This window comes from Streptomyces sp. NPDC007896 (assembly GCF_042959425.1).
In the GTDB taxonomy this organism is placed as follows: domain Bacteria; phylum Actinomycetota; class Actinomycetes; order Streptomycetales; family Streptomycetaceae; genus Streptomyces.
This window is the reverse complement of sequence record NZ_JBIBKX010000008.1, coordinates 122,504-149,130: the sequence shown is the minus strand read 5'-3', so window position 1 is coordinate 149,130 and position 26,627 is coordinate 122,504. Positions and strand designations below refer to the sequence as shown.

The following is a 26,627-nucleotide window of genomic DNA, read 5'->3' as shown; positions in this document are numbered from 1 at the left end:
TGTCCCCATGATCACCGTGCGCCTCCGCCCCAACGTCGGTGCCTCCGAGCAGAGTGATCCAGCAGGTCGGTCCGCGTGTGGACCGATCTGCATGCCGGAGAGCTGACGGAACCTCAAGAAGGGGTGTTTCATGACAGGGTTGACTCGCCGCAGACTCCTGGGTTCGGCAGCCGGTGTACTGGGCGGCGCCGCGGCACTCTCCCTCCTTCCACCGAGCGTCCAGAAGGCCGTCGCGGCCGGGCCGCGGGAACATGGCTCGCTCCGCGACATCGAGCACGTCGTCATGCTGATGCAGGAGAACCGGTCCTTCGACCACTACTTCGGCACGCTGTCCGGGGTCCGTGGCTTCGCCGACCCCGACGCGCCGGCTCTCGACACCGGCCGGTCGGTCTTCTACCAGCCCGACGCCGTGAACCCGAAGGGGTATCTGCTCCCCTTCCACCTCGACACCCACACGTCCAGCGCCCAGACGATCCCGTCCACCAGCCATGCCTGGTCGGTGCAGCACGAGGCGTGGAACGGCGGGAAGATGGACCGCTGGCTGCCGGCCCACCGCAAGGCGGACGGCGTCAACGGCCCGTACGTGATGGGCTACTACACCCGGGAGGACATTCCCTTCCAGTTCGCCCTCGCCGAGACGTTCACCGTCTGCGACAACTACTTCTGCTCGGTGCTCGGGCCGACCTGGCCCAACCGGCTGTACTGGATGACGGGCACGATCGACCCGGGCGGTACACAGGGCGGGCCGATCATCGCGAACACGGTCCCGGCGCCGTACCGGTGGACGACGTACGCGGAACGGCTCCAGGCGGCCGGGATCAGCTGGAAGGTGTACCAGCAGGACGACGACTACGACTGCAACATGCTGGAGCAGTTCGCGAACTTCCGCGCGGCCCTGCCGGGGTCCGACCTGTACGAGCGCGGCCTGCGTCCGCAGCCGGAGGGCACGTTCGAGGACGACGCGCGCAACGACCGGCTGCCGACCGTCTCCTGGATCATGCCGACGAGCTTCCAGTCCGAGCACCCGGACTACCTGCCCGCTGCGGGAGCCGATTTCGTCGCGTCGAAGATCGAGGCGATCGCCTCCAACCCGAAGGTCTGGGGCAAGACCGCGTTCATCCTGAACTACGACGAGAACGACGGCCTGTTCGACCATGTGCCGCCGCCGACGCCTCCGGCCGGAACCGCTGACGAGTTCGTCCAGGGACTGCCCATCGGAGGCGGCTTCCGAGTGCCCGCGATCATCGTCTCGCCCTGGACGGTCGGTGGCTGGGTGGCCTCGGAGGCCTTCGACCACACCTCGGCCCTGCGGTTCCTGGAACAGTTCACCGGCGTCGAGGAGCCGAACATCAGCGCCTGGCGCCGCGCGGCCTTCGGCGACTTCACCTCGCCCTTCCGCTTCACACAGCCACAGCCGCTGCCGCCGCTCCTGCCCGACGACACGGCGCAGCGACTGGAGAAGGCGAAGGAGCAAGTGGCGACACTGCCCGCACCCACCCTTCCGGGTGCCGACCAGTGGTTCCCGCACCAGGAGACGGGAGACCGGCCGCACGTCTGACGGCGGGCGCGTCCCCGGCCCGGAGCAGGGTGGTGACGGCGGCCGTGCAATGCGCGGGCTCCGGGGTCAGCCCTGCCCGGAGGCGCGGCCGCCGGCACCTCAGCGGCCGCGCACATACGTCGTCAGAGTTCGAGATGTGGTCGAGCGCCGCGTTCACCGTCGGCGCGGTGCCGCCGAGTTCCAGAATCGTGAGCGTCTCGGTTCCCACGTCGTCATCGGCCCACTGCGCGATCATCCGGGCCACCGTCGCCGAGCAGTTCACGGTCGGGACCACGACGATGTGGTTCCGGGTGGCCGCACGCCCGTCCACCCGGCGGTGTCCGAGAAAGTGGTCCCGTGCAGGGGCGGGGGCTGCACCGGTCGGTTGCGTGCGCGTCGGCGACGCATGCGCAACCGGCTCTTCCCACCGGCCTGCTCCCAGGTTGTGTGCATGGACGTGCGCGCCCGCGGGGAGGTCGGCCAGAGCCACGCCGATGACTTCGCCGTATGTGTGGACCGGAGCGTCCTTCGGAATGTCGTGCGGCGCCACCTTGTACCCGGCGGCGATGTCCTCGACCGCAGGTGTCGTGCCGTCGGCGATCTCGACGGGAGTTCCCCTCGGTACATCTCCGAGGAGAAAAAGACGGTTATCGATGGTGAATCATCCGGAATATGAATGACCGTGAGTTTTGAGGCCGTAGCGCGGTACTGCATCCGACGTGCTTGATGACACAGGTCTGCGCCAAGGACTTCGAGAAGGCCAACCCGGGCGTCACGGTGAAGATCTCCCAGTACGGCGTCACGGACTACTTCACCAAGCTCACCGCCGGCTTCGTGGCCGGCAAGGCTCCCGACGCGTTCCAGAACAGCGTCCAGTTCTTCCCGCAGTACGCCGACCAGCATCAACTGCTCCCGCTGGACGACTACATCAAGAGGGACAACTTCGACCTGTCGCGCTTCTCCGTCGGAGTCGACTCGTGGAAGTACACCGACGGCAAGCAGTACGGCCTGCCTCTGGACTGGGCGGCCACCGGCCTCTACTACAACACCGACATGCTCTCCAAGGCCGGTTACACCGCCAAGGACGTCCAGAACCTGGACTGGAATCTCGACAACGGAGGCACGATCGGCAAGATGATCGCCCATCTGACCCTCGACACCAAAGGCCGACGCGGTGATCAGCCCGGATTCGACAAGGCGAACATCAAGACATACGGCTTTGGTCAGATGGCTGCCAAGGACTTCCTCGGCCAGACCACCTGGAGCTCCTTCGTCTCCACGATGGGCTGGCGGCTCGGCAACAAGCCCGACTGGCCGACCGAGTTGAACTACAACGATCCGCGACTGGTGAAGACCATGGACTGGATCCGCACCCTGGTGGCGAAGGGATACGCACCCAGGATCGGTCAGTTCACCAGCAGCGTGTCCGACGTCGATCTGCTCTCCTCAGGCAAGGTCGCGATGGAGACGGGCGGATCATGGGGGGCGTCCACCTTCACCAAGATCCCCAACATCAAGGTCGGGATCGGTCCCACGGTCCTCGGCTCCGACGGCAAGACCCGCGCCGTCTTCAGCAATTCCAACGGGAACACGATCTGGGCGGGCACGAAGAACCCCGACCTGGCCTGGAAGTGGGTCTCCTACATGGGATCCGAGGCCTGCCAGACCAAGGCGTCGGCGACCGGCACCCTCTTCCCGTCGATCCCCGCCTCGATGGATTCCTCCGCCAAGGCACTGAAGGCGCAGGGCGTCGATCTCTCGGTCTTCACCGACATGCTCAAGAAGAAGGAGCTCTACCCCTCGCCGGACTTCCGCAACGGCGCGGCCCTGCAGGACGCGATCGAGCCTCTGATCGAGGCCTACTTCGCCGGGCAGAAGGACGACAGTGTCTTCGCCGACATGCAGGCCAAGACCAAGAGCATCCTGAACGAGAAGTAACCGCCACCTCTTCGGCGCACCGCGGCTGGACGGCCATCTGTCGTTCTGTTCCTTGCACCCGTACGACCATCACCTCGTCCTCGGAGGCTCGGCGGGCCTGTAGGCGTGCGAGGTCTCCTCCTGATGCACATCAGGACCAGGTCCACACATGGTTGGTGCTGCCCGCGCATCCGAAGCCCTGGACCGGCTGACCGTCCTTCCCGGAATAGGCGGCCTCCGCGTCCAGGCAGAAGCCGTCAGGGATGCTGACCAGTGTCCGGCCGCCGGACGGACCGGAGGCTCCGAGGCGCCATCGCTGGGCGCTCAGCCCGTTGCAGTTCCTGGCGCGGATCTTCTGGCCGTTCTGGCCGATGGTGCCGAGGTCGGCGTCCAGGCAGCGGTGTTTGTCCTGATTGACGACGATGTACTGGGAGCTCTGAGCGGGCACGCGATGCAGAGCCCACTTCTGGACAGCCGTGCCATTGCACGCCCACACCTGGACGTCCAGACCGTCCCCGCCCGGGGCCCCGGTGTGGGCGTCGAGACATCGCGCGACCGAGGCGGCGTCGACGCTCTCTGCCACGGTCAGCGAACCGACCCGCAGCGGCCCGCGTGCCATGCCGTACAGCAGCTTCTTGGTCTCCGCGCAGGCCTTCCCGTTCACGGCGATCCCGGCCTCGGCCTGGAAGGTCTTGAGCGCGGTGACCGTCGCCGTCTCGAACTGCCCGTCGACCGTGACGTGCAATCCGTAGCCGGTGAGCAGCAGTTGCAGGGCCTTGACGCAGTCGCCGTGGGCTCCCGAGGCGATCTCGGCGGCGCACGCGGCGGACCGGAGGTCCAGCGTCGTGGACTTCCGCGTGTCCGCCGGAGTCGACGGCTTGTCCGTCGCCCGGTCCGTCGTCGGCGGTGTGGAGGCGGGCGCGTTCTTCGGGCCGCTGGGCGTCGGGGTCGGGATTCCGGTCACGGCCGGGGTCGTCCTCGACCGCGGGGCGGCCGTCGTCCGGCCGTCGCCTTGTTGCAGCAGCGTCACGGTGACGCCCGCGGCGCCAGGACAGCCGCCGCTGCGGCCCCCGCTGTCATCCGTCCGCGCTTCCTGAATGCGGCAGGGGCGGCTGTCGCGCCGGGTGCGGGGGACTCGACGGGCGGGGCGGAGGACGCGGCGGTGGGAAGGACCTCGGACCGCTCGCCGTGGACGGGCGCACGCTTGGACGGGCGTTTGCGTGCGGCTTGTGAGGGACTGCCGGTCGGCGCCGCCGACTGGTGCCCGATCGCGGTCCTGAACACCGTCTCGGGTAACGGACGTTGCTCGGGATCCTTGCCCAGACAGGTTCGGATGAACGCGGCCAGTTCCGTATCGACGTCCGCCACCTTGTCGAGGACTTCTTCCCGAGGCGATTCGAAGGTCACCCGGTGCAGGACGTCGACGCCCGTGCCCTCGCCGAACGGCGCCTGCTGATCATCGGGGAGCAGTGCGGGTGCCGACTTGCGGCCTGCGGGGTACCAGACGTGCTTCGAGGAGGCGGTCGCCGACCTCCCGGCGGGTGTGCGTGGCTACCAGATCCTCTCGGCCGTAGTGCACCACGGTCCGTCGAACCAGCAGGCGCTGGGTACTCATCTGGCAATCGACAGAACGGTTCTCACGTATCTGCTCGACACGCTCGTCGAAGCCGGCCTGGTTGAGCGCGTACCTGATCCGGCCGATCGGAGGGTGCGCAAGGTGGTGGCCACCGATGCCGGTACGCGGTTGCTGGCCTCCTTCGAAGAGCGCGTGGCAGAGATCGAGGCCGACCTGTTGTCCGGACTGTCGGAAGTGGAGGCCCAGTTCCTGGTGACACTGGTCAGACGCCTGTCCATGGAGATTCATCGGGCCCAGCCCGGGATCAACCCTTGCGATGCCATGGACCGTTGGCCTGTGAGGACATCCGATCACGGCGAGACTCTGACCCACGAGCCGCCCACCCTGCACCTCTCTCCGGAGCGGGTCCCCCACTCCGGCGCGCCCCGACGAGCCGCGCTCGGGCCGATCGACGCGGAGGTCATGCGTGGATGGGTCGGCGGCGACCGCCCAGCGTTGGTCGATTCCACCAGCGCCAGGGGGGCGGGCCGCTTCGAGCCGCACGCGTCTCGGCGGACAGGGAGTGAGATGTACTTCGGTCAGATGGTGTCGGTCGGGAGTTCGCCCGTGAAGGCGGCGGCCATACGGAGCCAGGGGGCGGCTTCGTCGTGGCGTGCCTGACGTTCCAGGGTGCGTCCGAGCATCAGGTGGGCGTAGTGCTCGACCGGGTCGCGGTCGATGATCTCGCGCAACTGTTCCTCGGCTCGCCGCAGTTGCGCGGAGTGGTAGTACGCGCGGGCCAGCAGCAATCGGGGGCCGGTCTGTTCGGGGACTTCCTCGACCACGGCGGCGAGCAGCTTGGCGGCCCCGGCGTACTCCTTGGCCTCGAAGCGCGCTTGGGCCCGCTCCCAGCGCTCGACAGTGGTCTCCTCGTGGGGGACACCGACACCCTTGTCGAAGAGGTGCCGGGCGGTTGCCCAGCGGTCGGCCGCGACGTCGCCGTTCGGCTGGTAGTCGTTGAGGTTGTCGGTCATGACGCTTCCCTTCCTGGAGTCGTGTGCGGCAGCCGTCCGGCGTTCTGGAAGCCGGACGGCCGCTGCTGAAGTCCTCTACGGCGCGCAGGACTTCGGCCTGGTGTTCATGACGAGCGGGCTCTCGCCCAGTCCGAGGACTCAGCCGGTCGACCCCGCGGACATGCGCTCGGCGTCGCGGGCGGCGACCAGTGAGGTATGTGTCGGAGCGTCGGGTACGTCGGCGGGTCGGTTCTTGGCGAATTCCTTGCGCAGGACGGGGATGACTTCTTCGCCGAGGAGGTCGAGCTGTTCCAGCACGGTTTTGAGGGGTATGCCGATGCCGTCGACGTTGAAGAGTTGGCGTTGGTAGTGGCCGAAGTGCTCGCGGAAGGTGAGCGTCTTGTCGATGACCTGCTGGGGGCTGCCGACGGTCAGTGGCGTCTCGTCCATGTACCGCTCCAGCGACGGACCGCCGCCCATCTGGGGTGAGTGGTCGAAGTAGGGGCGGAACTCGCGTATGGCGTCCTGGGAGTTGTGGTGCATGTAGATGTGGCCGCCGACGCCGACGATGGCTTGTTCGGGGGTGCCGTGGCCGTAGTGGGCGTAGCGCTCGCGGTAGAGGTTGATGAGTTTCTGGAAGTGTTCTTTGGGCCAGAAGATGTTGTTGGCGAAGAAGCCGTCGCCGTAGTAGGCGGCTTGTTCGGCGATTTCGGGGGAGCGGATGGAGCCGTGCCAGACGAAGGGGGGTGTGTCGTCCAGGGGGCGGGGGGTGGAAGTGAAGGATTGCAGGGGTGTGCGGAACTTGCCTTCCCAGTCGACGGTTTCCTGGCGCCAGAGGCGGTGGAGGAGGGCGTAGTTCTCGATGGCGAGGTTGATGCCCTGGCGGATGTCCCTGCCGAACCAGGGGTAGACAGGGCCGGTGTTGCCGCGGCCCATCATGAGGTCCACGCGCCCGTCGGCGAGGTGCTGGAGCATGGCGTAGTCCTCGGCGATCTTCACCGGGTCGTTGGTGGTGATCAGTGTGGTGGCCGTGGAGAGGATGATGCGGTCGGTGCGTGCGGCGATCCAGCCCAGCATGGTGGTGGGGGAGGAGGGCACGAACGGCCGGTTGTGGTGCTCGCCGGTCGCGAAGACGTCCAGGCCGACCTCCTCGGCCTTCTGCGCGATGGTCACCATCGCCTTGATCCGCTCGTGCTCGGTCGGTGTCCGGCCGGTGGTCGGATCGGTGGTCACGTCACCGACGGTGAAGATCCCGAACTGCATCGCACCCATCTCCGTATGGTTGATGTATCAACTCACCCTGTGAACGTGACGCCGGGCGCCGGTATTCCGGCTGTCCGCGCTGCAGTCCCCGCCCTCGGAGGTGTACTGATCTCGCACCGCGAGGCAGTGGCGGTTGATGGGCCGATCCCGGCCATGCGAAGGCGGCCTTGCGAATGTGTGGCCTTGCGAAAATGTGTGGCCTTGCGAATGTGTGGCCTACGCGCCGACCGCCCGGCGAACCGTTCCGGGGCCCGTGGATCACTGACCATCCCGGCGACTTCGTGGTGGACCCGGATGCGGCCGACGCCCCTGTGCTGACGTCGATCGGTCAGTCCGACTGCTTCTCCATGTGCTCCAGCACGCGGTTCGAGATCTGGGTGAGCGTGCTGAGCTCTTCTGGGGTCAAGGCTTCGATGAAGAGTCGACGGACGTGCTCGACATGGAGGGGAGCGGCGGCTTCGATCGCCGCGTAGCCGGCCGGGGTGGCGACGATGAACGCTCCGCGTCCGTCGTCGGGGCATTCCTCCCTGACCACGAGTCCACGCTTCGCCATCCGCGTGATCTGATGGGACATGCGGCTCTTCTCCCACTCCACCAGCTTGGCCAGATCCAGGAAGCGCAGCCGTCCGCCGCCCTCTTCGGTGAGATTGGCGAGCACGATGTAGTCCGCGGCCGACATCTTGGAGTCGGTCTGCACCCGGCGAGACAGTCGGCCGATCAGCTTCTCCTGCATACGGATGAAACTGTCCCAAGCGGCCTTCTGCTCGGGGTCGAGCCAGCGCGGTGTCTCGTTCATGAGTGCAGTGTAACGAGATTGTTGACATCTCATCTACCTATGTTGAGGCAGTACGCGGGCCGGAGTGCGGGAAGTTGCAGCGGCAGGCTCTGTTCCTTTTCCGGCGGCGGAAGAGTGCAGGCATCTGGTTGACACATCAAACGCCTAGGTTAATGTAGGTGATGCATCATCTAACTGGTCTGAGTGGGTCGTAGCCGGGCGTGACCGGCCCAACACCACACGTATGCCAGACAAGGCATCGCTGACCGCATTCCCGGCATCGAGATATTCGGCGTTCTGCCTATGTCCGCAGACACGGACACTCGGAGAGGGACCCCATGAGCACGGTAGTCAAGGTCGGACTTCAGGCGTTGCTGACCTTTGAGGAGAGCGTTCTCGTGCTGATCGACCATCAGCCGTTCCATTTCGCCAACGTGAACAGCCATGAGGCGACGATGATTGTCAACAATGTCATCGGCCTTGCCGAGACCGCCAAGGAATTCGGTGTCCCGACGATTCTGACGACCATGGCGGAGGAGCGCGGCGGCTGTCTCATCCAGGGATTGCAGGATGTGTTCCTGGAGCAGAAGCCGATCGACAGGACGTTCATCAACACCTGGCAGGACGAGCGTGTTGTGGAGGCCGTCAAGGCGACCGGGCGCAAGAAGCTGATCTTCGCCGGTCTCTGGACCGAGATCGGTGTGGCGATGCCGGCGATACAGGCCGTGGGTGAGGGTTTCGAGGTGTATATCGTCACCGACGCTTCGGGCGGTGTGTCGAAGGAGGCCCATGACATTGCCGTCCGGCGCATGGTCCAGGCGGGCGTTGTTCCGATCGCATGGTCGGCCCTGACGGGTGAGCTCGAGCACGACTGGGCTCGGGAGGGAACCGTGCCGGCGGTGGCCTAGGTCAGGCGGAGTACGGCGGTGTCGCCTTCGGGTGGGAGGTGCAGCCTCTCGCCTCGCCGAAGGGTTCTTCGCGCTGCCCGTGGAGCGTGATTCGCGACCGACGACTGATCTGCCTCATGCCTGGCACGACGTGCCGACGCCCCCGGAGGTTCTCCCGTCGGAACAGCTTCACCCGCGGCGGCGGCCGCGACATGCCGGTCCATCGGGGCGGCTGCGGGTGGGATCGTGACACAGCCCGAGGTAACAGCACGCTGCTTTCGACGCGATCTGCTCCGCCTGATGCGGATGCTCGGCTCACTGAGCGCACCCGAACGTACGGCCAAGCTGCCCCGGCAAGGGAGCACGTCCTATGTGGCTTCGGAACGCGGTAACGCAGCAGGGGCGCTTTGTCGGTTGCGTTCGAGCGCCGCGCTCACCTGCGGGTGACGGCGGTGCGGCGGAGAGGATTCGTCGACGACAGCACGATAGGCGTCGAGTACTTCCCGGCCCGCGTCCTCAGCGGGCGTCTTGGTCAGCACATCGACCGCCTCGGCCGCGAGCAGTGGGCTCGTACCGGGCCGCCCTACCATGATCGCGGCGCGCGCGACCAACTCGGGATCACCGAGCCGCCCCACGGCCCGCAGCGCTTGCGTGGCGACACCGTCGTCGGAGTCGGTCACCAACAGAGCCAAGCGTTTTGTGGGCCTGCGCGCTGTCGATCTCGCCGACGCTGGCGGCTGCGTTCGTACGGATCTTCGGCCGCGGTCCGACGTACGTGCCCAGGGCTGCCTCACAAGCTGCGTTCACGGCCTCCGGTCCCAGTTATTCGAACGCCTGCGCCAAGCCGGGTGGCCAGTCGGTCGCGGGAAGCATCTGCAGCACGGTGTCCTCGATGGGTGTGGGCACAGTTCCCGCTAGGAGTACATGAGGAACTGTTCGTCACCTGTCTGGCACGGCCGGTTGAAGAAGGTTCCCGGCTCGGGCCGCTCAGGAGGGGAGCAGACATGGGTCAGGCACAGAGCGTGCCCCAACTCGTGCGCCACGATCTGCTGGAAGTCGACCGGGGTGATAGTGCCCGGCTCTTCCCCGATGGCTACGGGGCCGTCCTTGACGAACAGGTCTTCGACCGGCTGGGCGAGCTCGAACGAGATCTTCGCCTGTGCCCAGGGGCCACTGATGCTGTGCGGGGTGCCCTCGGTGAACAGCTCCGTGATGTCGGCTGCCGTCCGGACGGTCTGGGTGGTGTTGATGCTGCCGACGAGCCCTGAACGCCGCGACTTTGACCACGATGGTGTCGCTGATCCGGGCCACCCGCTCGCCCGTCGGCTCATGCCGTTGTCGCCCGACGGGAAGGCCGTCGAGTTCGACGATGCCCCGTCGGGCTTGAAGGCCGTGGGTGCTGAGGTCGGCTCCGGTGTCGGCGTCCGTGACAGTGACCGTGACCTCGTAGTGGTCACCGATGTTCAGCCGGAGGGATGTCGTCGCCGTTTCGGACTCACCGTCGAGGGTGACGGCGTGCCGGGTGACCTGGCCGGGCCGCACAGACAGTTCGGCTGTCCCGGTGCCGTCCTGGCCGGCCTGGGCGGTCAGCCGGTATACGCCAGGACTCAGGCCGCCGAGGCGGAAGCGTCGGGTGCCAGGGTCGATGGTGATGGCGATGGGCCCATCCTGACTGTCCAGCATCACGACGCCCCGTTTGACCGGGCGTCCGACGCCGTCTTCCAGCCGCAGATCCACCGCCCCGCGCTCGTTGTCGGTGTCCACGCGTGGCAAGTCGCGCAGCTGCAACCACAGCTGTAGCAGCGCGGTGGCGACCTCACTCTCCGCGACGAGGGCGGCCTCGCGGGGGCCCAGGGTTCGGTGAGGCTCACCTCGACCTGGGCGGCCTGCTGCGCCGTGGGCGAGGTCGTGAGCACGCGGACTCGGGCCCCTGGGTGCGGTGCGGCCGGTTCGGGTGGTGGTGATGACTGCGGTGGTTCGGTTGGCATCTGGGGGCTCACTCCCGCTCCTCGGCATTGCCGAGTGGTTGCACTGCGGTGAGCATGGCTGCGAGCGGGGGCATGGACGGCGAGGATAAGTTGATGCATCAACTGGATGGGGTTAGTGTGGTGGCCTGGCCGGCCGGGCTTCCGTGCAGTTGAGCGGGATCAGGTCCAAGAGGAGGACGTATGGCGGTCCGCGGCGCAAATGAGATCAAGGCCTACGAGGGGCAGTCGATCACCGTCACCTTCGAGGCGGGGCGCTGCCTGCACGCCGCCGAATGCGTCCATTGCCTGCCGGAAGTCTTCGACACGGCCAAGCGCCCGTGGATCCAGCCGGACGGTGCCGCCGCCGACCGCCTGGCCGAAGTGGTGCGGCGCTGCCCCTCGGGCGCGCTGCGGTACGAACTCACCGACGGCGGGACAGAGATTCCGGACCGGCCCACGCGCCTCACCCGTAACGCTGCCGGGCAGCTGACCGTGCGCGGCGAGTTGAGCGTGGACACCGCAGAAGGCCCGCGCGCCGAGACCAGAGCGATCCTGTGCGCCTGCGGACGGAGCGGCCGCCAGCCGTACTGCGATCACTCGGGGCCGTGCGGTGAGTGATGCCGTCGTGCCCGCCCCGCACAAGTAGTTGCCCTTGACAGCTTGGAGCCGAAGCAGATGTCTCTCTCAGTGCAGTTCTCCGAGTACGGCAGCACCGATGTGCTGAGTGTTGTGGATGTGCCGTCGCCCACCCCGGGCCCCGGCCAGGTACGGCTCGCGGTGCGGGCCGCGGGTGTCAATCCGATCGACTGGAAGATCCTCCATGGCTATATGAGCCAGGTGATGCCTCTCGATCTTCCGGCGGGTCTCGGGTCCGACGTGGCCGGCGTGGTCGACCAGGTCGGAGACGGGGTGACCGCTTTCGAGGTGGGTGACGAGGTGCTGGGGGCGTCCATCACCCCTTCCTACGCTCAGTCCGCGCTCGCCGACCCTGCCGTGCTGGTCGCCAAGCCGGCTTCCGTCCCCTGGGAGGTGGCGGGGAGCCTGGCCGGTCCGGGCATCACCGCCTGGGAGGTGCTCAACAAGCTCGAGATCGCCAAGGGGGAGACGCTGCTGGTTCATGCTGCCGCCGGCGGGGTGGGCACGTTCGCCGTGCAGCTGGCGGTGGCCCGTGGCGCGCGGGTGATCGGCACCGCGAGCGAGTCCAACCACGAACAGTTGCGCTCACTCGGCGCGGAACCTGTCACGTACGGAGAGGGGCTCGTCGACCGCGTACGGGCCATCGCTCCCCAGGGCGTCGACGCGGTCCTCGACGCCTCCGGCCGCGGTGAGATCCCGGACTCGATCGAACTCGCGGGGGGCCCGGCGCGCGTCCTCACCCTCGTGGCGTTCGACGCCGCGGACACCGGCATCCAGGTCCACATGAGCGTGCCGGGAGAGAGCGGTGCCCAAGCCCTTCGGGACATTCTGAACCTCATGAAGGAGGGACGGCTGCGGGTTCCGATCTGGCGTACCTTCCCCTTGGAGGAGGCGGCGGACGCGCTGCAGGTCAGCCAGGCGGGGCACCTGGGCGGCAAGATCGTCCTGCTGCCCGCATAGGGACACGCTCCCCGGCACAGCCACCCAGAACCCAACGGCCGCCCCGTCCACGTACCCGAGCCCCCGCACCGCCAGGTGGCTCCGGCGTGCCGACGGTGATTGCGATGTCCTTGTTTCCGGCCTGCGTTTCACAGCGGAACACCGCCACCCGCGTCAACGCCACGGACCCCGCCTTCGACGCTGCCGGGACTCGACGATCGCCCGGGTGCGCGGGGAGTCAGGAGGGACGCGGTTCGAAGCCCCTTGCGCAGGCGTCGGTCGGGTCGGATACCCGACCTCCGCCGGAGCCCGAGGCGCGCCCGACGGCAAGTCAGGCACGCAGGCCCTTGAGCCCGTCGTAGGCCGCCATCACGACCTCGAGGCCCCGGTAGTCGTCCCCGGGCTCGCGCATCTGGTTCGGCACGTACGACACCGCCATGCGCGCGTCGGGTTCGATCATGACCGTCGCGCCGCCCCAGCCGCTCCAGCCGTAGGTGTTGCAGAACAGGCCGTACCCCATGCCGTAGCGCATCGGCATACCCAGGAGGCGGTCCTCGCCGCGGAACTGTTCCTCCCACGCGAGGTCGCAGCCCGCCTGCGACAGCAGCCGCACCCCACGCACCGCTCCGCCGCACGCCATCACCGACTGCACGAGCGCGACCGAGCGGGCATTGCCGAATCCGCTCGCTGCCGGGATCTCCGCGCGCCGCCAAGCGACGCTGTTCCCGTCACGGACCCGTATCCCACCTCCGGCGGTAGGGGTCGCGGTCTTGCCGGGCGCGCTCGAGACGTAGTCCTCGTCGCGCGACAGTGGCGGGATCGAGAGCGCGACCCGGTGGTCGTGCTCGGCGGACAGTCCGATGTGGAAGTCCGCGCCCAGCGGCCCGGCCACCTCGTCGGCGAAGAACTCTCCCAGGGTGCGGCCGGTGATCCGGCGCACGACCTCGCCGACGAGGAACCCCTGGGTGAGCGAGTGGTATCCGGCAGCGGTGCCCGGCTCCCACCACGGAGCCTGCGCGGCGAGCCGCGCCGTGGCGGACGGCCAGTCGTAGAGATCCTCGGCCGTCGTCGGCCCGTCCCATTCGGGCAGGCCCGCGGTGTGCGCCAGCAGGTGCCGCACCAGTACCCCGTCCTTGCCCGCCGCGGCGAACTCCGGCCAGTACCGGGCGACGGGCGCGGTCAGGTCGAGTTCGCCGCGGTCGGCAAGGACGAGGGCACACAGCGCCGTCATCGTCTTGGTGACCGACCAGACGCCCGCGATCGTGTCGCGCTGCCAGGGGACCGTGCGGTCCGTGTCGGTGAATCCACCCCAGACGTCCACCACCGGCTCACCGTCCACGAAGACCGCCACCGAGGCGCCCACGTCCCCGGCGTCCAGCAACTCGGCGAGTGCGCCGGGTACTGCGGAGAACAGATCGTCGTACGAACCCTGAAGCTCGGCCATGCGCGGAACTTAGCCCGCCCCCCACCACCGCGGTCAACCGAATATCCGCTACGACGCCGCAGCGGTGGGTTTGTCTTTACGGGCGTCGAGTTCACCCGTCGCCATCCGCTGCTCCCGGTCGCGTCGGCCATGAGCGTGGTGAGGTGGCGGCGGGGCCGCCCGCCGGGTCAGTCGTGGATGCGGAGGCCGGCGAGTCGGCTGACCATGGCCGGGTCACGGTGGTCGAAGAACAGCGACTTGCCGGTGTCCAGGTCGGCGATGGACGCCATCTGGTCGTCGGTGAGCTCGAAGTCGAAGACGTCGATGTTCTCCGCCATACGGTCGGCGCGGACCGACTTGGGGATCGCGACAATGCCGCGCTGGGACAGCCAGCGGAGCACGACCTGTGCCACGGACTTGGCGTGCTTGGCGGCGATCTCGCTCAGGAGTGGGTGCGTGAAGAGGTTGTTGCGGCCTTCGGCGAACCCGCCCCACGACTGGATCTGGACCCCGTGCTCGCGCATGACCTCTTGGTCGGTGGCGCGCTGGAAGAACGGGTGGGTCTCGATCTGGTTGACCGCGGGCGTGACGTCGTTGTTGACGATGAGGTCGACTAGTCGGTCGGGCTGGAAGTTGGCGACGCCGATCGCCTTGATGCGGCCTTTGCCGGCCAGCTTCTCCATGGCCCGCCAGGAGCCGTGGACGTCGCCGAAGGGCTGGTGGATCAGGTACAGGTCGAGGTGGTCAAGGCCGAGCTTGCGCAGCGAAGTCTCGAAGGCGCGCTCGGTGTTCTCCTCACCGGCGTCCTGGATCCACACCTTGGTGGTGACGAACAGGTCCTCGCGCGGGATGCCGCTGTTCTTGATGGCTCGGCCGACGGCCTCCTCGTTGAGGTAGGCGGCGGCGGTGTCGAGCAGTCGATAGCCGACGGCGAGGGCGTCGGTAACCGCCTGCTCGGTGTGCTCCGGCGGGATCTGGAAGACGCCGAAACCGAGGATCGGCATTTCGACGCCGTTGTTGAGGATGACGGACTGCATGGGATTTCCTTTCGGGAACAGCTGAGGTCGGGAACAGCTGAGGCCATCGGTGGACCGTGCCGCTCCGGCGCTCTGGCCGTCGCGGGCCGTCTGCCGGAGCGGCGGAGCGCCGGAGCGGGCACGGTCTGGTTCAGGGGCGGATGAGAACCTTCAGAGCCTCTCGATCGGCCATGGCGCGGTAGCCGTCGGGGACTTCGTCGAGACCGATGCTGCGGTCGAAGAGGCGCCCGGCGGCGAGCGTGCCGTCGAGGACGTCCGGCAGGAGTTCCTCGATGTAGGCGCGGGCCGGGGAGACACCACCGGTCAGGGTGATGTTCCGCATGATCATGGCGGGACCGATGGGGCCCAGTTCGTACTGGGGCACACCGAGGCGGCTGATGGCGCCGCCGTCGGTGACGGAACCGAAGGCCGCCTGCAGGGCCTGCTCGGTGCCGACGGCTTCGATGACGCGGTCGACTCCGCGGCTGCCGGTCAGGTCGCGGACACGCGCGATGCCTTCCGCGCCGCGTTCGGACACGACGTCCGTGGCACCGAAGTCCCGTCCCAGGTCGGTGCGGGCGGTGTGCCGGCCCATCAGGACGATCTGCTCGGCGCCCAGTCGCTTCGCGGCCAGCACCGCCGACAGCCCGACGGCTCCGTCGCCTATCACCAGGACGGAGTCCCCGCGAGTGACACCGGCGGTGACGGCGCCGTGATGGCCGGTGCCCAGCACGTCGGAGAGGGACAGCAGGGAGGGCAGCAGCTCGGAGTCCTCGCCGACGGGCAGCTTGACCAGCGTGCCGGTGGCCTGGGGTACGCGGACGGCCTCGCCCTGCCCGCCGTCGACGCCGTTCCAGCCGTAGCGGCCGCCGTTGCGGCACGAGGAGTGCAGGCCCTTGCTGCAGTAGTCGCAGGTGTTGTCGCAGTACGTGAACGGGGCGACCACCATGTCACCGCGTTTCACACCGGTCACCTCGGAGCCGGTCTCCTCGACGACGCCGAGGAACTCATGGCCCATGGGCCGCCCCTGTTCGCCGGCGGGCATGGACTTGTAAGGCCACAGGTCACTGCCGCAGACGCAGGACAGGACGACTCGTACGACGGCGTCGGTGGAGTGCTGGATGACCGGGTCGGGCGCGTTCTCCACGCGCACGTCACCAGCGCCGTACATGAAGGTTGCTCGCATGAGGGATCTGTCCTTACTGGGTGTGTCGTAGACGGGGTGTGTTGTAGCCGGAGTGCGTAGTGGACGGAGTGCGTAGTGGACGGGGTGCGTAGTGGCCACGTGTGTCGTCGGTCGGTCAGGCCCGCACTGCTCGGAGGCCGGTCACGTACGGGGAGCGGGCCTCAGGCTCAGGGTGGCCAGGACAGTCACCCCCACCATCGCCGCGGCGATCAGCAGACTGGTGTGCAGCCCGTCGACGAACCCGGCCCGGTCGGCGACCAGCGCCCCGAAGGCGGCGACCGCCAGGGCGCCGCCGAGCTGGCGGGCGGCGTTCAGCACACCGCCGGCGACACCGGCCCGCTCGGCGGGCACGCTCTCCAGCAGCAGCGCCACCAGCGCGGTCACGGCCATCGCGCCGCCGGCTCCGACGGGCATCATCAGCACCACCGACTGCCACACCGGCGCTCCTGCGGGCACGGCGACCATGGCCAGCAGGCCCGCGACCATCAGCAACTGACCGGTGACCACCGGCATCCGCGCACCGAACCGCATCGACATGCGGGCGGCCACCGGGCTGATGAAGGAGGTGAGCACGGTCATCGGCAGGAAGGCCACGCCGGTGGCGAGCGCGCTCAGCCCGTGCACCTGCTGGAGGTACAGCCCCAGCAGGAAGATCATCCCGTAGAAGCCGATGTTCAGGGCGAACCCGATGCCGACCGAGAGTGACATCGTGCGCGAGCGCAGCAGCGGCAGCGGTGTCATCGGATGCCGGCCGCGGGCCTGCGCGATGACGTAGCCGACACCCGCCACGCCCGCCACGGCGAAGGCGACCAGGACCCGCGCGGCGCCGAACCCGTCGGCACCGGCCTCGATGGCCGCGTACGTCAGCCCGCCCACGGCGGCGACGGCCGCGACCTGGCCGGTCCAGTCGAAGGGCACCGACTGGCGCGGGGAGGGCTGGGCGCGCTTGAGGAGCGCGAGGGCCACCGCGCCGACGGGCAGGTTGACGAAGAAGATCATCCGCCAGTCGATCACGGTGAGCAGACCGCCGGCCACGGGCCCGGCCGCCGAGCCGACCGAGCCGCTCACACCCCACAGGGCGATGGCCCGCGCCCGCGCCCCCGGGTCGGGGAAGACTTCCCGCAGCAGGGCGAGGGAGGACGGTACGACCATCGCGGCCCCGACTCCCTGCACCAGCCGCGCCGCCACCAGAACGCCCAGATTCGGCGCCATCCCGCACACCGCGGACGCCACCACGAACAGGCCCAGGCCCCCGGCGAACGCCTGGCGGGCCCCGATGCGGTCACTGATCGCACCGGCGGACAGCAGGAACGCGGCGAAGGTGAGGGTGTAGCCGTCGACCACCCACTGCAGCCCGGTCATCCCGCTGTCGAAGCCGCGCCCGATCGAGGGCAGCGCGACGTTCACGATCATCGCGTCGACCATGATCGTGAAGAAGCCGAGCAGCACGGCGGCCAGCGCCATGCGCCCACCGGACCTGCTGTGCGGTGGCAGGCCGACAGCGGTGGTCTGGAGAGGTGTGGGCGAGGCGGGCGTGGACACCGGACGATCTCCTGCACTGGGACGGGCGAGGTGCTGACGGAAATCGAGCCTCGCGCCTCCGCGGCGCCAGTGGCAGGCCGGGCTGTGCCGGGGACCGGCGTTCGGGGGTAGTGACAGGGCCCCCCACACGCCTGCCACACAGGTCAGCGCGGTGTGACACTGACCGTATGGCATCCGCGCAGAGCAGCAGCAGCGGCGGCGGTATGGAGCTGGGCCAGTTCCTGCGCGCGCGCCGCACCCAGACCCGCCCCGACCAGGTCGGCCTCACCGTGGGTCCCGGACTGCGCCGCACCCCCGGCCTGCGCCGCGAGGAGCTGGCCACGCTCGCAGGCATGAGCATCGACTACTACGTCCGCATGGAGCGCGGCAAGGAGACCCGCCCCAGCCCCGCCGTGCTCGACGCCCTCGCCCGTGCCCTGCGCCTCGACGACGCCGAGCACCAGCACCTGCGCGAGCTCGCCGCCCGGGCCGCCCGCTATTCCCCCGAACCCCCACCGCCGCCCAGCAGGACCGTGCGCCCGCATCTGAAGCTGGTCCTGGAGACGCTCCGGCCGAGCCCCGCCTACATCATCAGCCGCAGCATGGATCTGCTCGCCTGGAACCCCGGCGGCCTCGCCCTGTACGCGGGCCTCGCCGACTGGCCCGCCCAACAGCGCAACCTGGCCCGCTACTTCTTCCTCCACCCCACCGCGCGCACCCTCTTCCCCGACTGGGACGAGCTGGTCCGCGGCTGCGTCGCACGGCTGCGCAGCCTGGCCGGCACCGCCCCCGACGCCCCCGACCTCACCCACCTCGTGGGTGAACTCCTTCTCAAGAGCCCCGACTTCGCCAAACTGTGGGAGCGTTACGACGTCGTCGGACGCAAGAAGATCCAGAAGACCTTCCACCACCCCCAGGTCGGCATCTTCACCCTCAGTGGCCAGAGCATGAGCCTCGAAGGCACCCCGGGCCAACGCCTCGGCCTCTACACCGCCGAACCCGGCACCCCCGACCACGACGCCATGCTCCTGCTCGACGCGATCGTCCCCGAGCCCGCCAGGCACCCGGACACGAAGGCGAAGCCGCAACCTCACTCACAGCCCTGACCCAGACCTCCGCGGCGGTCCGGTCAGTCAGGAAGGGTCACCGGGCGTTGGCCAGCAACCGCTCCGACAGTGTCCACAGCCGTCGTGCGTTCTCCGGGTCGACGGCGTAGCGGGCGACACCTTGCAGCGTGCCGGAGCGACGGTCGACGGCCTCGGTCTCGTTGCAGTCGACGAAGTAGCGGCCGCCGACGCCTTCGAGGAGCGGGGAGGTGGCGAGGAGCACCGAGGTGGCGGCGCCCTGCTCGACGGTCTTGATGAGGTGGGCGGGAACCCTTCCGCTCCCGCGGCCACCGGTGTGGCGCTGGAGGTTGGTGTAGATCGCGCCCGGCATCAGAGCGTTGGTGGTGATGTTGTCGCCCGCCCAACGACGGGTCGCCTCCACCGCGAAGAGGACACCCGCGGTCTTGGACTGACCGTAGGCGAGCCACGGATCGTAGGGGCGGAAAGCGAAGTTGACGTCGTCGAACACCACCGGGGACTGCTGATGACCGGTGGAGCTGACCACGACGACGCGAGCGGCGCCGTCGGCGGCCAACGCGCCGTGCAGGCCGGTGGTGAGAGCGAAGTGGCCGAGATGGTTGGTGGCGAACTGCCACTCCCAGCCCTGTTCGGTGTACTCCTCGGGACAGGCCATGACGCCCGCGTTGTTCACCAGCACATGCAGCGGGCCCTCCCAGGCGGTGGTGAAGGCGGTGACGGACGCGGGATCGGCCAGGTTCAGGTGCGCGACACGCACTTCCTGGTTGCCGGTCGACCCGGTGATGTCCTTGGCGACGCGTTCACCCGCCGCCATGTCCCGGACGGCGAGGGTCACTTCCGCACCGGTACCGGCCAGGGCGTGGGCCGTTGCCGCCCCCAGGCCGGAGGAGGCGCCGGTGACCACGGCACGGCGGCCGGCGAGGTCGATTCTCTGCGCGACCTCGGTGGCCGTGCTGGAGAAACCGAACGGGGTCGTGATGGCACTCACGGGTGGACTCCTTGCTGTGCGCTGAGGTTGCTGGGTGCTCAACTCGCCGCGTGCTGAACGGGTGCTGAACTCGCCACGTGCTGTATGTGTGTCGAACTCGCCACGTGCTGTACGTGTGTCGAAGTCGCCTTGCGCTGATCCGCGCGCGGTCTTCCGCGGTCAGGGCTTGAGCAGTCGGTCCTGCTCCACCGGCGGAGTTCCGTCCGGCCAGGGCAGGGCCTTGCCGAAGCGGATCAGCTCGCCGTAGAGGGCGGGATCGAGGTGCTCGGTGAAGACCAGGTCGAGCACCGCACGAGCGGCCTCGGAAGGTGACTGGGCCTGGCTGAAGTCGCTGAACCAGGGCCGGGAGGTGGCGGTGTCGACCATGCCGGGGCACACGGAGGCGATGAGAGTGCCGTCGGCGAGGTCGTGCTCGCGGCGTTCGGCCGCGACCGCCCGGACGGCGGCGACCTGGGCCACCTTCGAGGGCACGTTCAGCCAACGTGGCCAGCCCGCCTCCTCGGCGGTCTTGTTGTGGACGGCGCTGCGCCAGGACTCGACCGCGTACTCGATCTGGTCGAGGCTCGCGCCGTCGAACAGGTGGTGCAGTCGCGGATCGAGGTGGCCAAGGGTGCCCAGGCTGCTGGCCACGACGATCAGTCGGCCGCCCGGACGCAGGACGGGGCCGAACGAGCGCAGGATCGCGTGGGTGGCGGTGTTGGAGACATCGATGAACTCGTCGGCGCGCTCGGCCTGGGACTCCTCGGGCAGCAGCCGGGCGACGGCGTTGGAGAGCACGACATCGACACCGCCGTGCCGTGCCCGGAGTTCGTCGGCGAGCCGGGCGATGGCCTCGGTGTCGGTGACGTCCAGGACCCGGCCCTCGACATGACTGCGTGTGCCGGGCAGTTCCGACACTTCACGGGCGGCGTCCGAGACGCGCCGGTGGCTGCGGCCGGTGAGCAGCACGAGGTCGTCGGGGCCCATACGGGCCGCCAGGCCTTCGGCGAGCGCACGTCCGAGTCCCTGGTTGGCGCCCGTGACGAGGGCGATTCGCGAAGCGTTCATGCATGCCACGCTAGAAACGCGGCGGCCATGAGTCCAACGAGATTCACGCACAGCTAGTATGCGAAATCATCATGGGTCAATGATCACGGATTTGGAAGCGTCATGGACTTCACGGATGTGTCACTGACCGCGCTGCGCGTCTTCCGCGCCGTGGCCGAACAGGGGACTTTCACCGCGGCCGCGGCGTCGCTGGGCTACACCCAGTCGGCGGTGTCCCGGCAGATCGCCGCGATCGAACGCGTGGCAGGAGCGGAGTTGCTGGAGCGACGGCGCGACGGAGTACGGCTGACCGCGGCCGGCCTCGTCGTCATGCGCCGTGCGACGACCGTGCTCGACGAGATCGACGCGACCGCGCGCGAACTGTCCGGCCTGCCGGGGCAGACCGGGACGGTCCGGCTGGGATGGTTCCCCAGTGCCGGGGCCGTCCTGCTGCCACAGGCCCTGGTCGCGCTGCGCCGCACGGACCCCGGCCTGCACATCGTCAGCCGCGAAGGAAGCACTCCGGCGCTCGTCCGTGCCCTGCGGGCCGGCAGCCTGGATCTCGCCCTCCTGGCGTCGGCGCCGCCGTTCCGCCCGCCGGACGCCGAGTCGCCTGCGCTGGTGCTGCGCACGCTCACCGAACGCGCGCTGTGTCTGGCTCTGCCCGCCACCCACCCGCTCGCCCGCGGCGACTTCGTCGACGTGGCCGATCTGCGCGGGCAGCGCTGGATCGCCGGCTCCTCCTCCGGTGAGGACCGGCTGATGGGAGTGTGGCCCGGTCTGGACGAACGGCCCGAGATCGCCCACACCGCCCGCGACTGGCTGGCCAAGCTTCACCTCGTCGCCGCCGGGTGCGGGCTGACCACCGTGCCGCCCGCACTCACTCAAGCCGCACCGCCGGGGGTACGCATCCTTCCCGTGCGTGGTGGGCCGCAGGAGCAGCGGCGTCTGTTCCTGGCTCGTCTTCCCCACCCGCCGAGCGAACCGGTCACGCGTGTGGCAGCCGCCCTCCGTGTCGCGGCCCTCGGCGGCGACCCACCGGGCTCAGACCTGTGATGATCCCGGTTCCCCCATGTCACAGCCGGCTCGGGGCGACACGGACGTTGACGTTCTTCATCAGTGGCTGATCGCTTTGCGTGCTGTAATCGGCCGCGCCGATCAGGGCGTTCATCTCGGGCATGTACCCCGCCGCGCAACCGCGGGGCATGTCGTAGCTCAACGCCCGGTACCCGGTGAGGGAGCGCTTGCTGCCGTCCTTGGAGGTGGCAGTGATGTCGACCAGGCTGCCGGGAGTGATGCCGCGGGAGCGCATGTCGGCGCGGTTCATGAGGACGAGCGTGCGCAGGTTCTTGATGCCCCGGTAGCGGTCGTCGTCGGAGTAGATGGTCGTGTTCCACTGGTCGTGGGAACGCATCGTCTGCAGCACCAACATGTCGTCCTTGGGCACGACATCCGGCAGTACGGCGGCGGAGAACTCGGCCCGGCCGGACGGGGTGAGGAAGACGAGTTCGCGGGCCGGTTGCTTGATCCGGAACCCCAGCGGCAGCCGGACGCGGCGGTTGAAGTCCTCGAAGCCGTCCAGGACTTGGGCCATGGTGTCCCGGATACGGTCGTAGTCCTCGATGTACTGCTCCCACGGGACGGCGCTGTCGGGAAGAGTCGCCCGCGCCATGCCGGCGATGATGGCGGGTTCGGACAGCAGATGGGGCGACGCCGGGCGCTTCATGCCCAGCGACAGGTGCACCATGCTCATGGAGTCCTCGACGGACGTGGCCTGCGGCCCACGGCGCTGGTGGTCCTTCTCCGTCCGTCCGAGACACGGCAGGATGAGTGCCTTCCTGCCGTGGATCACGTGGCTGCGGTTGAGCTTCGTGCTGACCTGGACCGTCAGTTCGCAGCGCCGAAGTCCTTCGGCGGTGTACGTGGTATCGGGCGCGGCCATCGCGAAGTTGCCGCCCATTCCGACGAACACCTTGACCGTGCCCCGGTGCATCCCCTCGACCACGCCGACCGTGTCCAGCCCGTGCGCACGCGGAGGATCGATGCCGCAGACGTCGGCGAGCCGGTCGAGGAACTCGGGCGTGGGCCGGTGGTCGATGCCGCAGGTACGGTTCCCCTGCACGTTGCTGTGCCCGCGCACAGGTGACGGTCCGGCGCCCTCGCGCCCCAGGTTCCCGCGCAGCAGCAGGAGATTGACGATCTCCCGAACGGTGTCCACACCGTGCTCGTGCTGGGACACCCCCAGACACCAGCTGATCAGGGTCCGGTCGGACCGCGAATACACCTCGGCGGCCTTGAGGATGTCAGCGCGCGTCAGCCCGGACTGGCGCTCCAGCTCCTGCCACGGTGTCGCCTCGCACAGGGCCCGGTACTCCTCGAATCCCTGGGTGTGGCGGTCGATGAACTCGCGGTCGAGTGCCTTCGGGTCCGAGACCGACTCCTCGATCACCGCCTTGGCCATGCCACGCAGGAGCGCCATGTCGCCGCCCGCGCGGACCTGGAGGTTGAGCGTGCTCGTGCGCGTCGACTTGAACAGGGCCATGTCGACGAACTCGTGCGGGACGATGGTCCGGGTGGCGGCCGCCTCGATCAGTGGATTGACGTGCACGATCTGGGCACCCCGCCGGTATGCCTCGGCGAGCGCGGTCAGCATGCGCGGAGCGTTGGAGGCCGCGTTGACGCCCATGATGAACAGGGCGTCGGCGCTCTCCCAGTCCGCGAGGTCGGCCGTGCCCTTTCCGGTGCCGAGCGACGCCTGCAGGGCGCGTCCGGACGCCTCGTGGCACATGTTGGAGCAGTCGGGCAGATTGTTGGTGCCGTACTCACGGGCCATCAACTGGTACAGGAACGTCGCCTCGTTGCCCAGGCGTCCCGAGGTGTAGAAGGCGGCTTCGTTCGGGTCGTCGAGGGCCCGCAGCTCGCTTCCGACGAGCTCGAACGCGTCCTTCCAGGTGATGGGCTCGTAATGGTCCGTCTCCTCGTTGTAGACCACGGGCTCCGTCAGCCTGCCCGTGTCCTCCAGCTCGAAGTCGGTCCATGTCGCCAGCTCCGAGACGCAGTGCGCGGCGAACAGCTCACGGCCCGCACGCTTGGGCGTCATCTCCCAGGTGACGTGCTTGATGCCGTTCTCACAGATGTCGAGCCTGAGACCCTTGGTGTCGTCGGGCCACGCGCAGCCCGGGCAGTCGAACCCCCCGCTCTCGTGGTTCATCTTGAAAATGGCGCGTGGCCCGTCGATCAGCGCGCGCTCCCGCACGAGGACGTGCGTGACACTCTTGGCGGCACCCCAGCCGGCGGCCGGATGATGGTAGGCCCGCTGCGACGGCTGCTTCTCGGTAGTGGGGCCCTCGCCTCCAGCCGGCGTCCCCGCGCCGTGCGGGGATTCGTTTTCCGCTACCGCCTTGTCGGCATCCGAGGTAGTCATGCTGCTCAACCCTTCGTATCTGCTGCCGAAGGAGTATGTGGAAACGCTACAACCATCCTGTGGCTCCCTCAAACGGGCCACGGACTCGAACGGACCCCACGGTCGTCATGCTGAGCCCGCCGGTCAGCGGGAGGGCCGGAGCCGGTCCAGGAACTCCTGGGGAGTGAGGGCGGGACCTCCCTCGGGCTTCACGACAGGAATGACCTCGTCGTCGTACCGGACCACGGGTGTTCCCACCACACCGAAGGAAGCGAAGTTCCCGATCACCTCTCCGGCCCAGGTGAGATACGTGCCGTCCGTGACCTTCATGTCGAATTCGGCGTTCCTCAGTCCGTTCACCTTGTCGGCGAGGGACAGCAAGACCGAGACGTCGGAGAATTGATCGTCGACAGGGGGAAATGGCTGGGAGGCGAAAAGCGCCGCCAAGTAGTCGACGAACTTTCGCTGTCCCGCGTCGCTCGCCGCGGCCAGCGCGCTCAGACCGCGCTGAGAACCGCTGCCGCCGACCGTGTCGTCGATCGTCCCCGCGAAATGAAACTTCGCCACGAACTTGCCGTCGTCGGCCGCTCGGCGAATCGTGCCGAGAAGACTGTCCGCCATGCGGTGACTGGCCCGGTCGCGCAACTCGACGAACACTTCGAGTACGTGGGGCGCATCCAGATCGCCGTAATACAACGTGGTGCCGTCCGCGCCGGTCGAATGTGCGGGATTCATGGCACGAGTTCGGAACGGACGGGGGAGCGGAGCGTGGCGACCGACGGTCCGATGAAGGTGCTCGAGCAGCACATAGGCGCGCTGCTCCGCGGCTGCCAGCCGGGCGGGGTCGACATCCGCCGCGTACAGTTCCCCGGCGGCGGCGTCGTCCGCCTCGCGCAGCTCCACCACTGCCACGGCCAGCTGTGTCTGAACGGCGGAGTGCGGTACGGCGGCGGAGTCGGCCAATGCCTGTTCGGCACGTTCGGATGCTTCGCCGCACGCGGCCAGCGCTCGTTCCACACGTGCTGCCGGACGCCCGTGGACCACCAGCAACGCACAAGCCAGACCGATGAGGATGCCGAGGACACTGCCCAGGGTCCGGTCGTGGACGAGCGTTCCCACAGGGGCCGGGGATGCCAGGTCACTCATCAGCAGTGCGAGCGGCGTGAGGAAGACGACGCCGAGACCGTAGTTCCGGGCCACGGTGTACTCCAGCAGGAATTCGAAGACCACGATCAGGGCGACGAGAGCCGTCGGCGCCGGGTGGGTGGCCAGTACACCGAACGCGATCAAGAGCCCGGCTGCCGTGCCCAAGGCGCGTTGGAGGGCACGCTGCAAGGTGGAGCGGACGTTGACGGAATGCAGGACGGCGGCTGCGGAGAGTGCGGCCCAGTAGCCGTGTCCGAAGCTCAGGAACGCGGCCAGGCCACCTGCCAGGCCGGTGCCGAGAGCCATCCGGAACGCGGGGACGACAAGTACCGCGACATGGCCCGGGCTGCCGGCACCGGTCCCCACGGTCAGTTCGGCGGCGCGCCGGGCCGCGGGACCGGCTTCGTCCGGATGGCCGGTTGCCGTATCGGAGGACAGGACGGACGGGGACATCGGGTGTGGCGGAGGGGATGGGAGACGGCGGTACCTGACGGTCAGGTGCCGAGCCTGTACACGCAGGTACCGCGCTGTCGGGGCGTCGGGCGTCTGTCGGCATGCGGAGGCGATCAGGACCGACCAGGCGAGGTCGGTCAGGAAGACACATGTCCCGCTCCGCTCGCCGCGCCGCTGACCGGTTGTCAGGGGGCTCAGGCCGAGCGACTGATACGCCCAAAGGACGGCGGCGGTTGCCCGGTGCCGTGTGTGCCCGGTTCCATCGGCTCCTTCGTCCGGTTCCAGCAGGCCGGCGAGTTCGCGGAGGGCCACGGCCACCGCGAGCCGCTGCGGGCGGTCCGGGTGCACGACCCAGCCCAACAGCGCCAGTACCCAGGCCGTGGCCGCGCCCGTTGCGGCGAGTCCCGTCTGGGCGAGCACGTCGGTGAGCCCGTCGGCAGGGCCGTTGGCCGCCACGGCGAACGAGAAGAGCATCAGCACGGCACCAAGGCCACTGAGCCGTGTCGCGTCGCACAGGAACTTGGCCAGGCCGGCCGTGACCGCCATCGCGGCAATCACCACGGCAGTGCCGAAACCTCCCGCTCGCGGATCGGTGAGTGCGGCGAGCGCCGCACCAAGGCCGACGCACATCGTCATGGCCACCGCGGCTACGGCGAGGACGCGGGCGCGACGGCGGTAGGGCAGGTTGCGCCCGAACGTGGTGGTGAACGCGCCCAGCATGGGAAAGACCGCGAGCGCGGTTCGTCCGGAGAGCACCAGCTGCAGTGCGGGCAGTGCCATCGCCAGCGCCGCGCGCAGAGCGAAGAGGAGCGCTCCATCCACTGCGTGCAGGGTGAGCGCGCCGCGCGGCGACAGTACGCGCGTCAACTTGGTGCGGTGATGGTGGGACAT

General features: G+C 68.6%; 22 protein-coding genes and 2 pseudogenes. 10 read left to right on the top strand and 14 right to left on the bottom strand.

Annotation, left to right across the window (positions count from 1 at the left end; all coding sequences use genetic code 11):
- Positions 1 to 130 precede the first annotated feature (130 nt).
- Positions 131 to 1,558, top strand: coding sequence for an alkaline phosphatase family protein (locus tag ACFZDJ_RS25935; RefSeq protein ID WP_391061963.1), 1,428 nt, complete (start codon positions 131 to 133; stop codon positions 1,556 to 1,558).
- 223 nt (positions 1,559 to 1,781) lie between these two features.
- Here the strand turns inward: ACFZDJ_RS25935 and ACFZDJ_RS25930 are convergent.
- Positions 1,782 to 2,087, bottom strand: a pseudogene (locus tag ACFZDJ_RS25930) (UxaA family hydrolase); the annotation flags it as partial.
- Here ACFZDJ_RS25930 and ACFZDJ_RS25925 point away from each other — a divergent pair.
- The gene (locus tag ACFZDJ_RS25925; RefSeq protein ID WP_391062546.1) at positions 1,989 to 2,213 is read left to right on the top strand and encodes a hypothetical protein; all 225 of its coding nucleotides are present in this window, start codon (positions 1,989 to 1,991) and stop codon (positions 2,211 to 2,213) included. The pseudogene ACFZDJ_RS25930 and the gene ACFZDJ_RS25925 sit on opposite strands and share 99 nt — an antisense overlap.
- Positions 2,214 to 2,263: 50 nt before the next feature.
- Positions 2,264 to 3,475 carry an extracellular solute-binding protein gene (locus ACFZDJ_RS25920; protein ID WP_391061959.1) on the top strand — a complete coding sequence of 404 codons (1,212 nt, stop codon included), beginning with the start codon at positions 2,264 to 2,266 and terminating at the stop codon, positions 3,473 to 3,475.
- A 130-nt stretch (positions 3,476 to 3,605) separates the two neighbouring features.
- Here the strand turns inward: ACFZDJ_RS25920 and ACFZDJ_RS25915 are convergent, their stop codons facing one another.
- Positions 3,606 to 4,418 (bottom strand): RICIN domain-containing protein, encoded by an 813-nt coding sequence (locus tag ACFZDJ_RS25915; protein WP_391061956.1) that lies wholly within the window; start codon positions 4,416 to 4,418, stop codon positions 3,606 to 3,608.
- Positions 4,419 to 4,997: 579 nt separating this feature from the next.
- Between ACFZDJ_RS25915 and ACFZDJ_RS25910 the strand changes: the two genes are divergently transcribed.
- Positions 4,998 to 5,690, top strand: coding sequence for a MarR family transcriptional regulator (locus tag ACFZDJ_RS25910; RefSeq protein ID WP_391061953.1), 693 nt, complete (start codon positions 4,998 to 5,000; stop codon positions 5,688 to 5,690).
- On the opposite strand, the gene ACFZDJ_RS25905 is transcribed toward ACFZDJ_RS25910, so the two are convergent.
- The 3 genes from ACFZDJ_RS25905 to ACFZDJ_RS25895 all read right to left on the bottom strand — a co-directional run bounded on the left by ACFZDJ_RS25905 (position 5,609) and on the right by ACFZDJ_RS25895 (position 8,081).
- Positions 5,609 to 6,043, bottom strand: a complete 435-nt coding sequence (locus tag ACFZDJ_RS25905) for a tetratricopeptide repeat protein (RefSeq protein WP_390940294.1) — start codon at positions 6,041 to 6,043, stop codon at positions 5,609 to 5,611. The two genes, ACFZDJ_RS25910 and ACFZDJ_RS25905, sit on opposite strands and share 82 nt — an antisense overlap.
- A gap of 138 nt (positions 6,044 to 6,181) precedes the next feature.
- Positions 6,182 to 7,285 (bottom strand): CE1758 family FMN-dependent luciferase-like monooxygenase, encoded by a 1,104-nt coding sequence (locus ACFZDJ_RS25900; protein ID WP_391062502.1) that lies wholly within the window; start codon positions 7,283 to 7,285, stop codon positions 6,182 to 6,184.
- 328 nt (positions 7,286 to 7,613) lie between these two features.
- Positions 7,614 to 8,081, bottom strand: a complete 468-nt coding sequence (locus tag ACFZDJ_RS25895) for a MarR family transcriptional regulator (protein WP_391061950.1) — start codon at positions 8,079 to 8,081, stop codon at positions 7,614 to 7,616.
- Positions 8,082 to 8,398: 317 nt separating this feature from the next.
- On the opposite strand from ACFZDJ_RS25895, the pseudogene ACFZDJ_RS25890 reads away from it, so the two are divergent.
- Positions 8,399 to 9,042: pseudogene (locus ACFZDJ_RS25890) on the top strand (hydrolase); the annotation flags it as partial.
- Between the two features lie 273 nt (positions 9,043 to 9,315).
- Here ACFZDJ_RS25890 and ACFZDJ_RS25885 read toward each other — a convergent pair.
- Positions 9,316 to 9,627, bottom strand: a complete 312-nt coding sequence (locus tag ACFZDJ_RS25885) for a hypothetical protein (protein WP_390940289.1) — start codon at positions 9,625 to 9,627, stop codon at positions 9,316 to 9,318.
- A gap of 517 nt (positions 9,628 to 10,144) precedes the next feature.
- Between ACFZDJ_RS25885 and ACFZDJ_RS25880 the strand changes: the two genes are divergently transcribed.
- The 3 genes from ACFZDJ_RS25880 (at position 10,145) to ACFZDJ_RS25870 (ending at position 12,510) form a co-directional block, all read left to right on the top strand.
- A complete protein-coding gene (locus ACFZDJ_RS25880) occupies positions 10,145 to 10,747 on the top strand; it encodes a hypothetical protein (RefSeq protein ID WP_391061948.1) in 603 nt (200 codons plus the stop codon).
- A gap of 368 nt (positions 10,748 to 11,115) precedes the next feature.
- Positions 11,116 to 11,532: a (4Fe-4S)-binding protein gene (locus ACFZDJ_RS25875; protein ID WP_391061945.1), complete on the top strand. Its 417-nt coding sequence runs from the start codon at positions 11,116 to 11,118 to the stop codon at positions 11,530 to 11,532.
- Between the two features lie 57 nt (positions 11,533 to 11,589).
- On the top strand, positions 11,590 to 12,510 hold the full coding sequence (locus tag ACFZDJ_RS25870) for a zinc-binding dehydrogenase (protein WP_391061942.1): 921 nt from the start codon (positions 11,590 to 11,592) through the stop codon (positions 12,508 to 12,510).
- Positions 12,511 to 12,820: 310 nt separating this feature from the next.
- Here the strand turns inward: ACFZDJ_RS25870 and ACFZDJ_RS25865 are convergent, their stop codons facing one another.
- The 4 genes from ACFZDJ_RS25865 to ACFZDJ_RS25850 all read right to left on the bottom strand — a co-directional run bounded on the left by ACFZDJ_RS25865 (position 12,821) and on the right by ACFZDJ_RS25850 (position 17,656).
- Complete coding sequence (locus tag ACFZDJ_RS25865) at positions 12,821 to 13,933, bottom strand: serine hydrolase (protein WP_391061939.1); 1,113 nt, start codon at positions 13,931 to 13,933, stop codon at positions 12,821 to 12,823.
- Between the two features lie 167 nt (positions 13,934 to 14,100).
- A complete protein-coding gene (locus ACFZDJ_RS25860; protein WP_391061936.1) occupies positions 14,101 to 14,949 on the bottom strand; it encodes an aldo/keto reductase in 849 nt (282 codons plus the stop codon).
- A gap of 130 nt (positions 14,950 to 15,079) precedes the next feature.
- Positions 15,080 to 16,114 carry a zinc-binding dehydrogenase gene (locus ACFZDJ_RS25855; protein ID WP_391061933.1) on the bottom strand — a complete coding sequence of 345 codons (1,035 nt, stop codon included), beginning with the start codon at positions 16,112 to 16,114 and terminating at the stop codon, positions 15,080 to 15,082.
- A 141-nt stretch (positions 16,115 to 16,255) separates the two neighbouring features.
- The gene (locus tag ACFZDJ_RS25850; RefSeq protein ID WP_391061930.1) at positions 16,256 to 17,656 is read right to left on the bottom strand and encodes an MFS transporter; all 1,401 of its coding nucleotides are present in this window, start codon (positions 17,654 to 17,656) and stop codon (positions 16,256 to 16,258) included.
- 167 nt (positions 17,657 to 17,823) lie between these two features.
- Here ACFZDJ_RS25850 and ACFZDJ_RS25845 point away from each other — a divergent pair, with 167 nt between their 5' ends.
- Positions 17,824 to 18,741 carry a helix-turn-helix domain-containing protein gene (locus ACFZDJ_RS25845; RefSeq protein ID WP_390937632.1) on the top strand — a complete coding sequence of 306 codons (918 nt, stop codon included), beginning with the start codon at positions 17,824 to 17,826 and terminating at the stop codon, positions 18,739 to 18,741.
- A 37-nt stretch (positions 18,742 to 18,778) separates the two neighbouring features.
- Here ACFZDJ_RS25845 and ACFZDJ_RS25840 read toward each other — a convergent pair whose 3' ends face one another.
- Both ACFZDJ_RS25840 and ACFZDJ_RS25835 read right to left on the bottom strand, forming a co-directional pair.
- Positions 18,779 to 19,708 (bottom strand): SDR family NAD(P)-dependent oxidoreductase, encoded by a 930-nt coding sequence (locus tag ACFZDJ_RS25840; protein WP_391061927.1) that lies wholly within the window; start codon positions 19,706 to 19,708, stop codon positions 18,779 to 18,781.
- Positions 19,709 to 19,867: 159 nt separating this feature from the next.
- Positions 19,868 to 20,755 carry an SDR family NAD(P)-dependent oxidoreductase gene (locus ACFZDJ_RS25835; RefSeq protein WP_390937628.1) on the bottom strand — a complete coding sequence of 296 codons (888 nt, stop codon included), beginning with the start codon at positions 20,753 to 20,755 and terminating at the stop codon, positions 19,868 to 19,870.
- A gap of 102 nt (positions 20,756 to 20,857) precedes the next feature.
- Between ACFZDJ_RS25835 and ACFZDJ_RS25830 the strand changes: the two genes are divergently transcribed.
- Positions 20,858 to 21,790, top strand: coding sequence for a LysR substrate-binding domain-containing protein (locus tag ACFZDJ_RS25830; RefSeq protein ID WP_391061924.1), 933 nt, complete (start codon positions 20,858 to 20,860; stop codon positions 21,788 to 21,790).
- A gap of 19 nt (positions 21,791 to 21,809) precedes the next feature.
- Here ACFZDJ_RS25830 and ACFZDJ_RS25825 read toward each other — a convergent pair whose 3' ends face one another.
- Positions 21,810 to 24,158 (bottom strand): FdhF/YdeP family oxidoreductase, encoded by a 2,349-nt coding sequence (locus ACFZDJ_RS25825; protein ID WP_390937624.1) that lies wholly within the window; start codon positions 24,156 to 24,158, stop codon positions 21,810 to 21,812.
- Between the two features lie 123 nt (positions 24,159 to 24,281).
- Positions 24,282 to 26,627, bottom strand: coding sequence for an FUSC family protein (locus ACFZDJ_RS25820; RefSeq protein ID WP_391061921.1), 2,346 nt, complete (start codon positions 26,625 to 26,627; stop codon positions 24,282 to 24,284).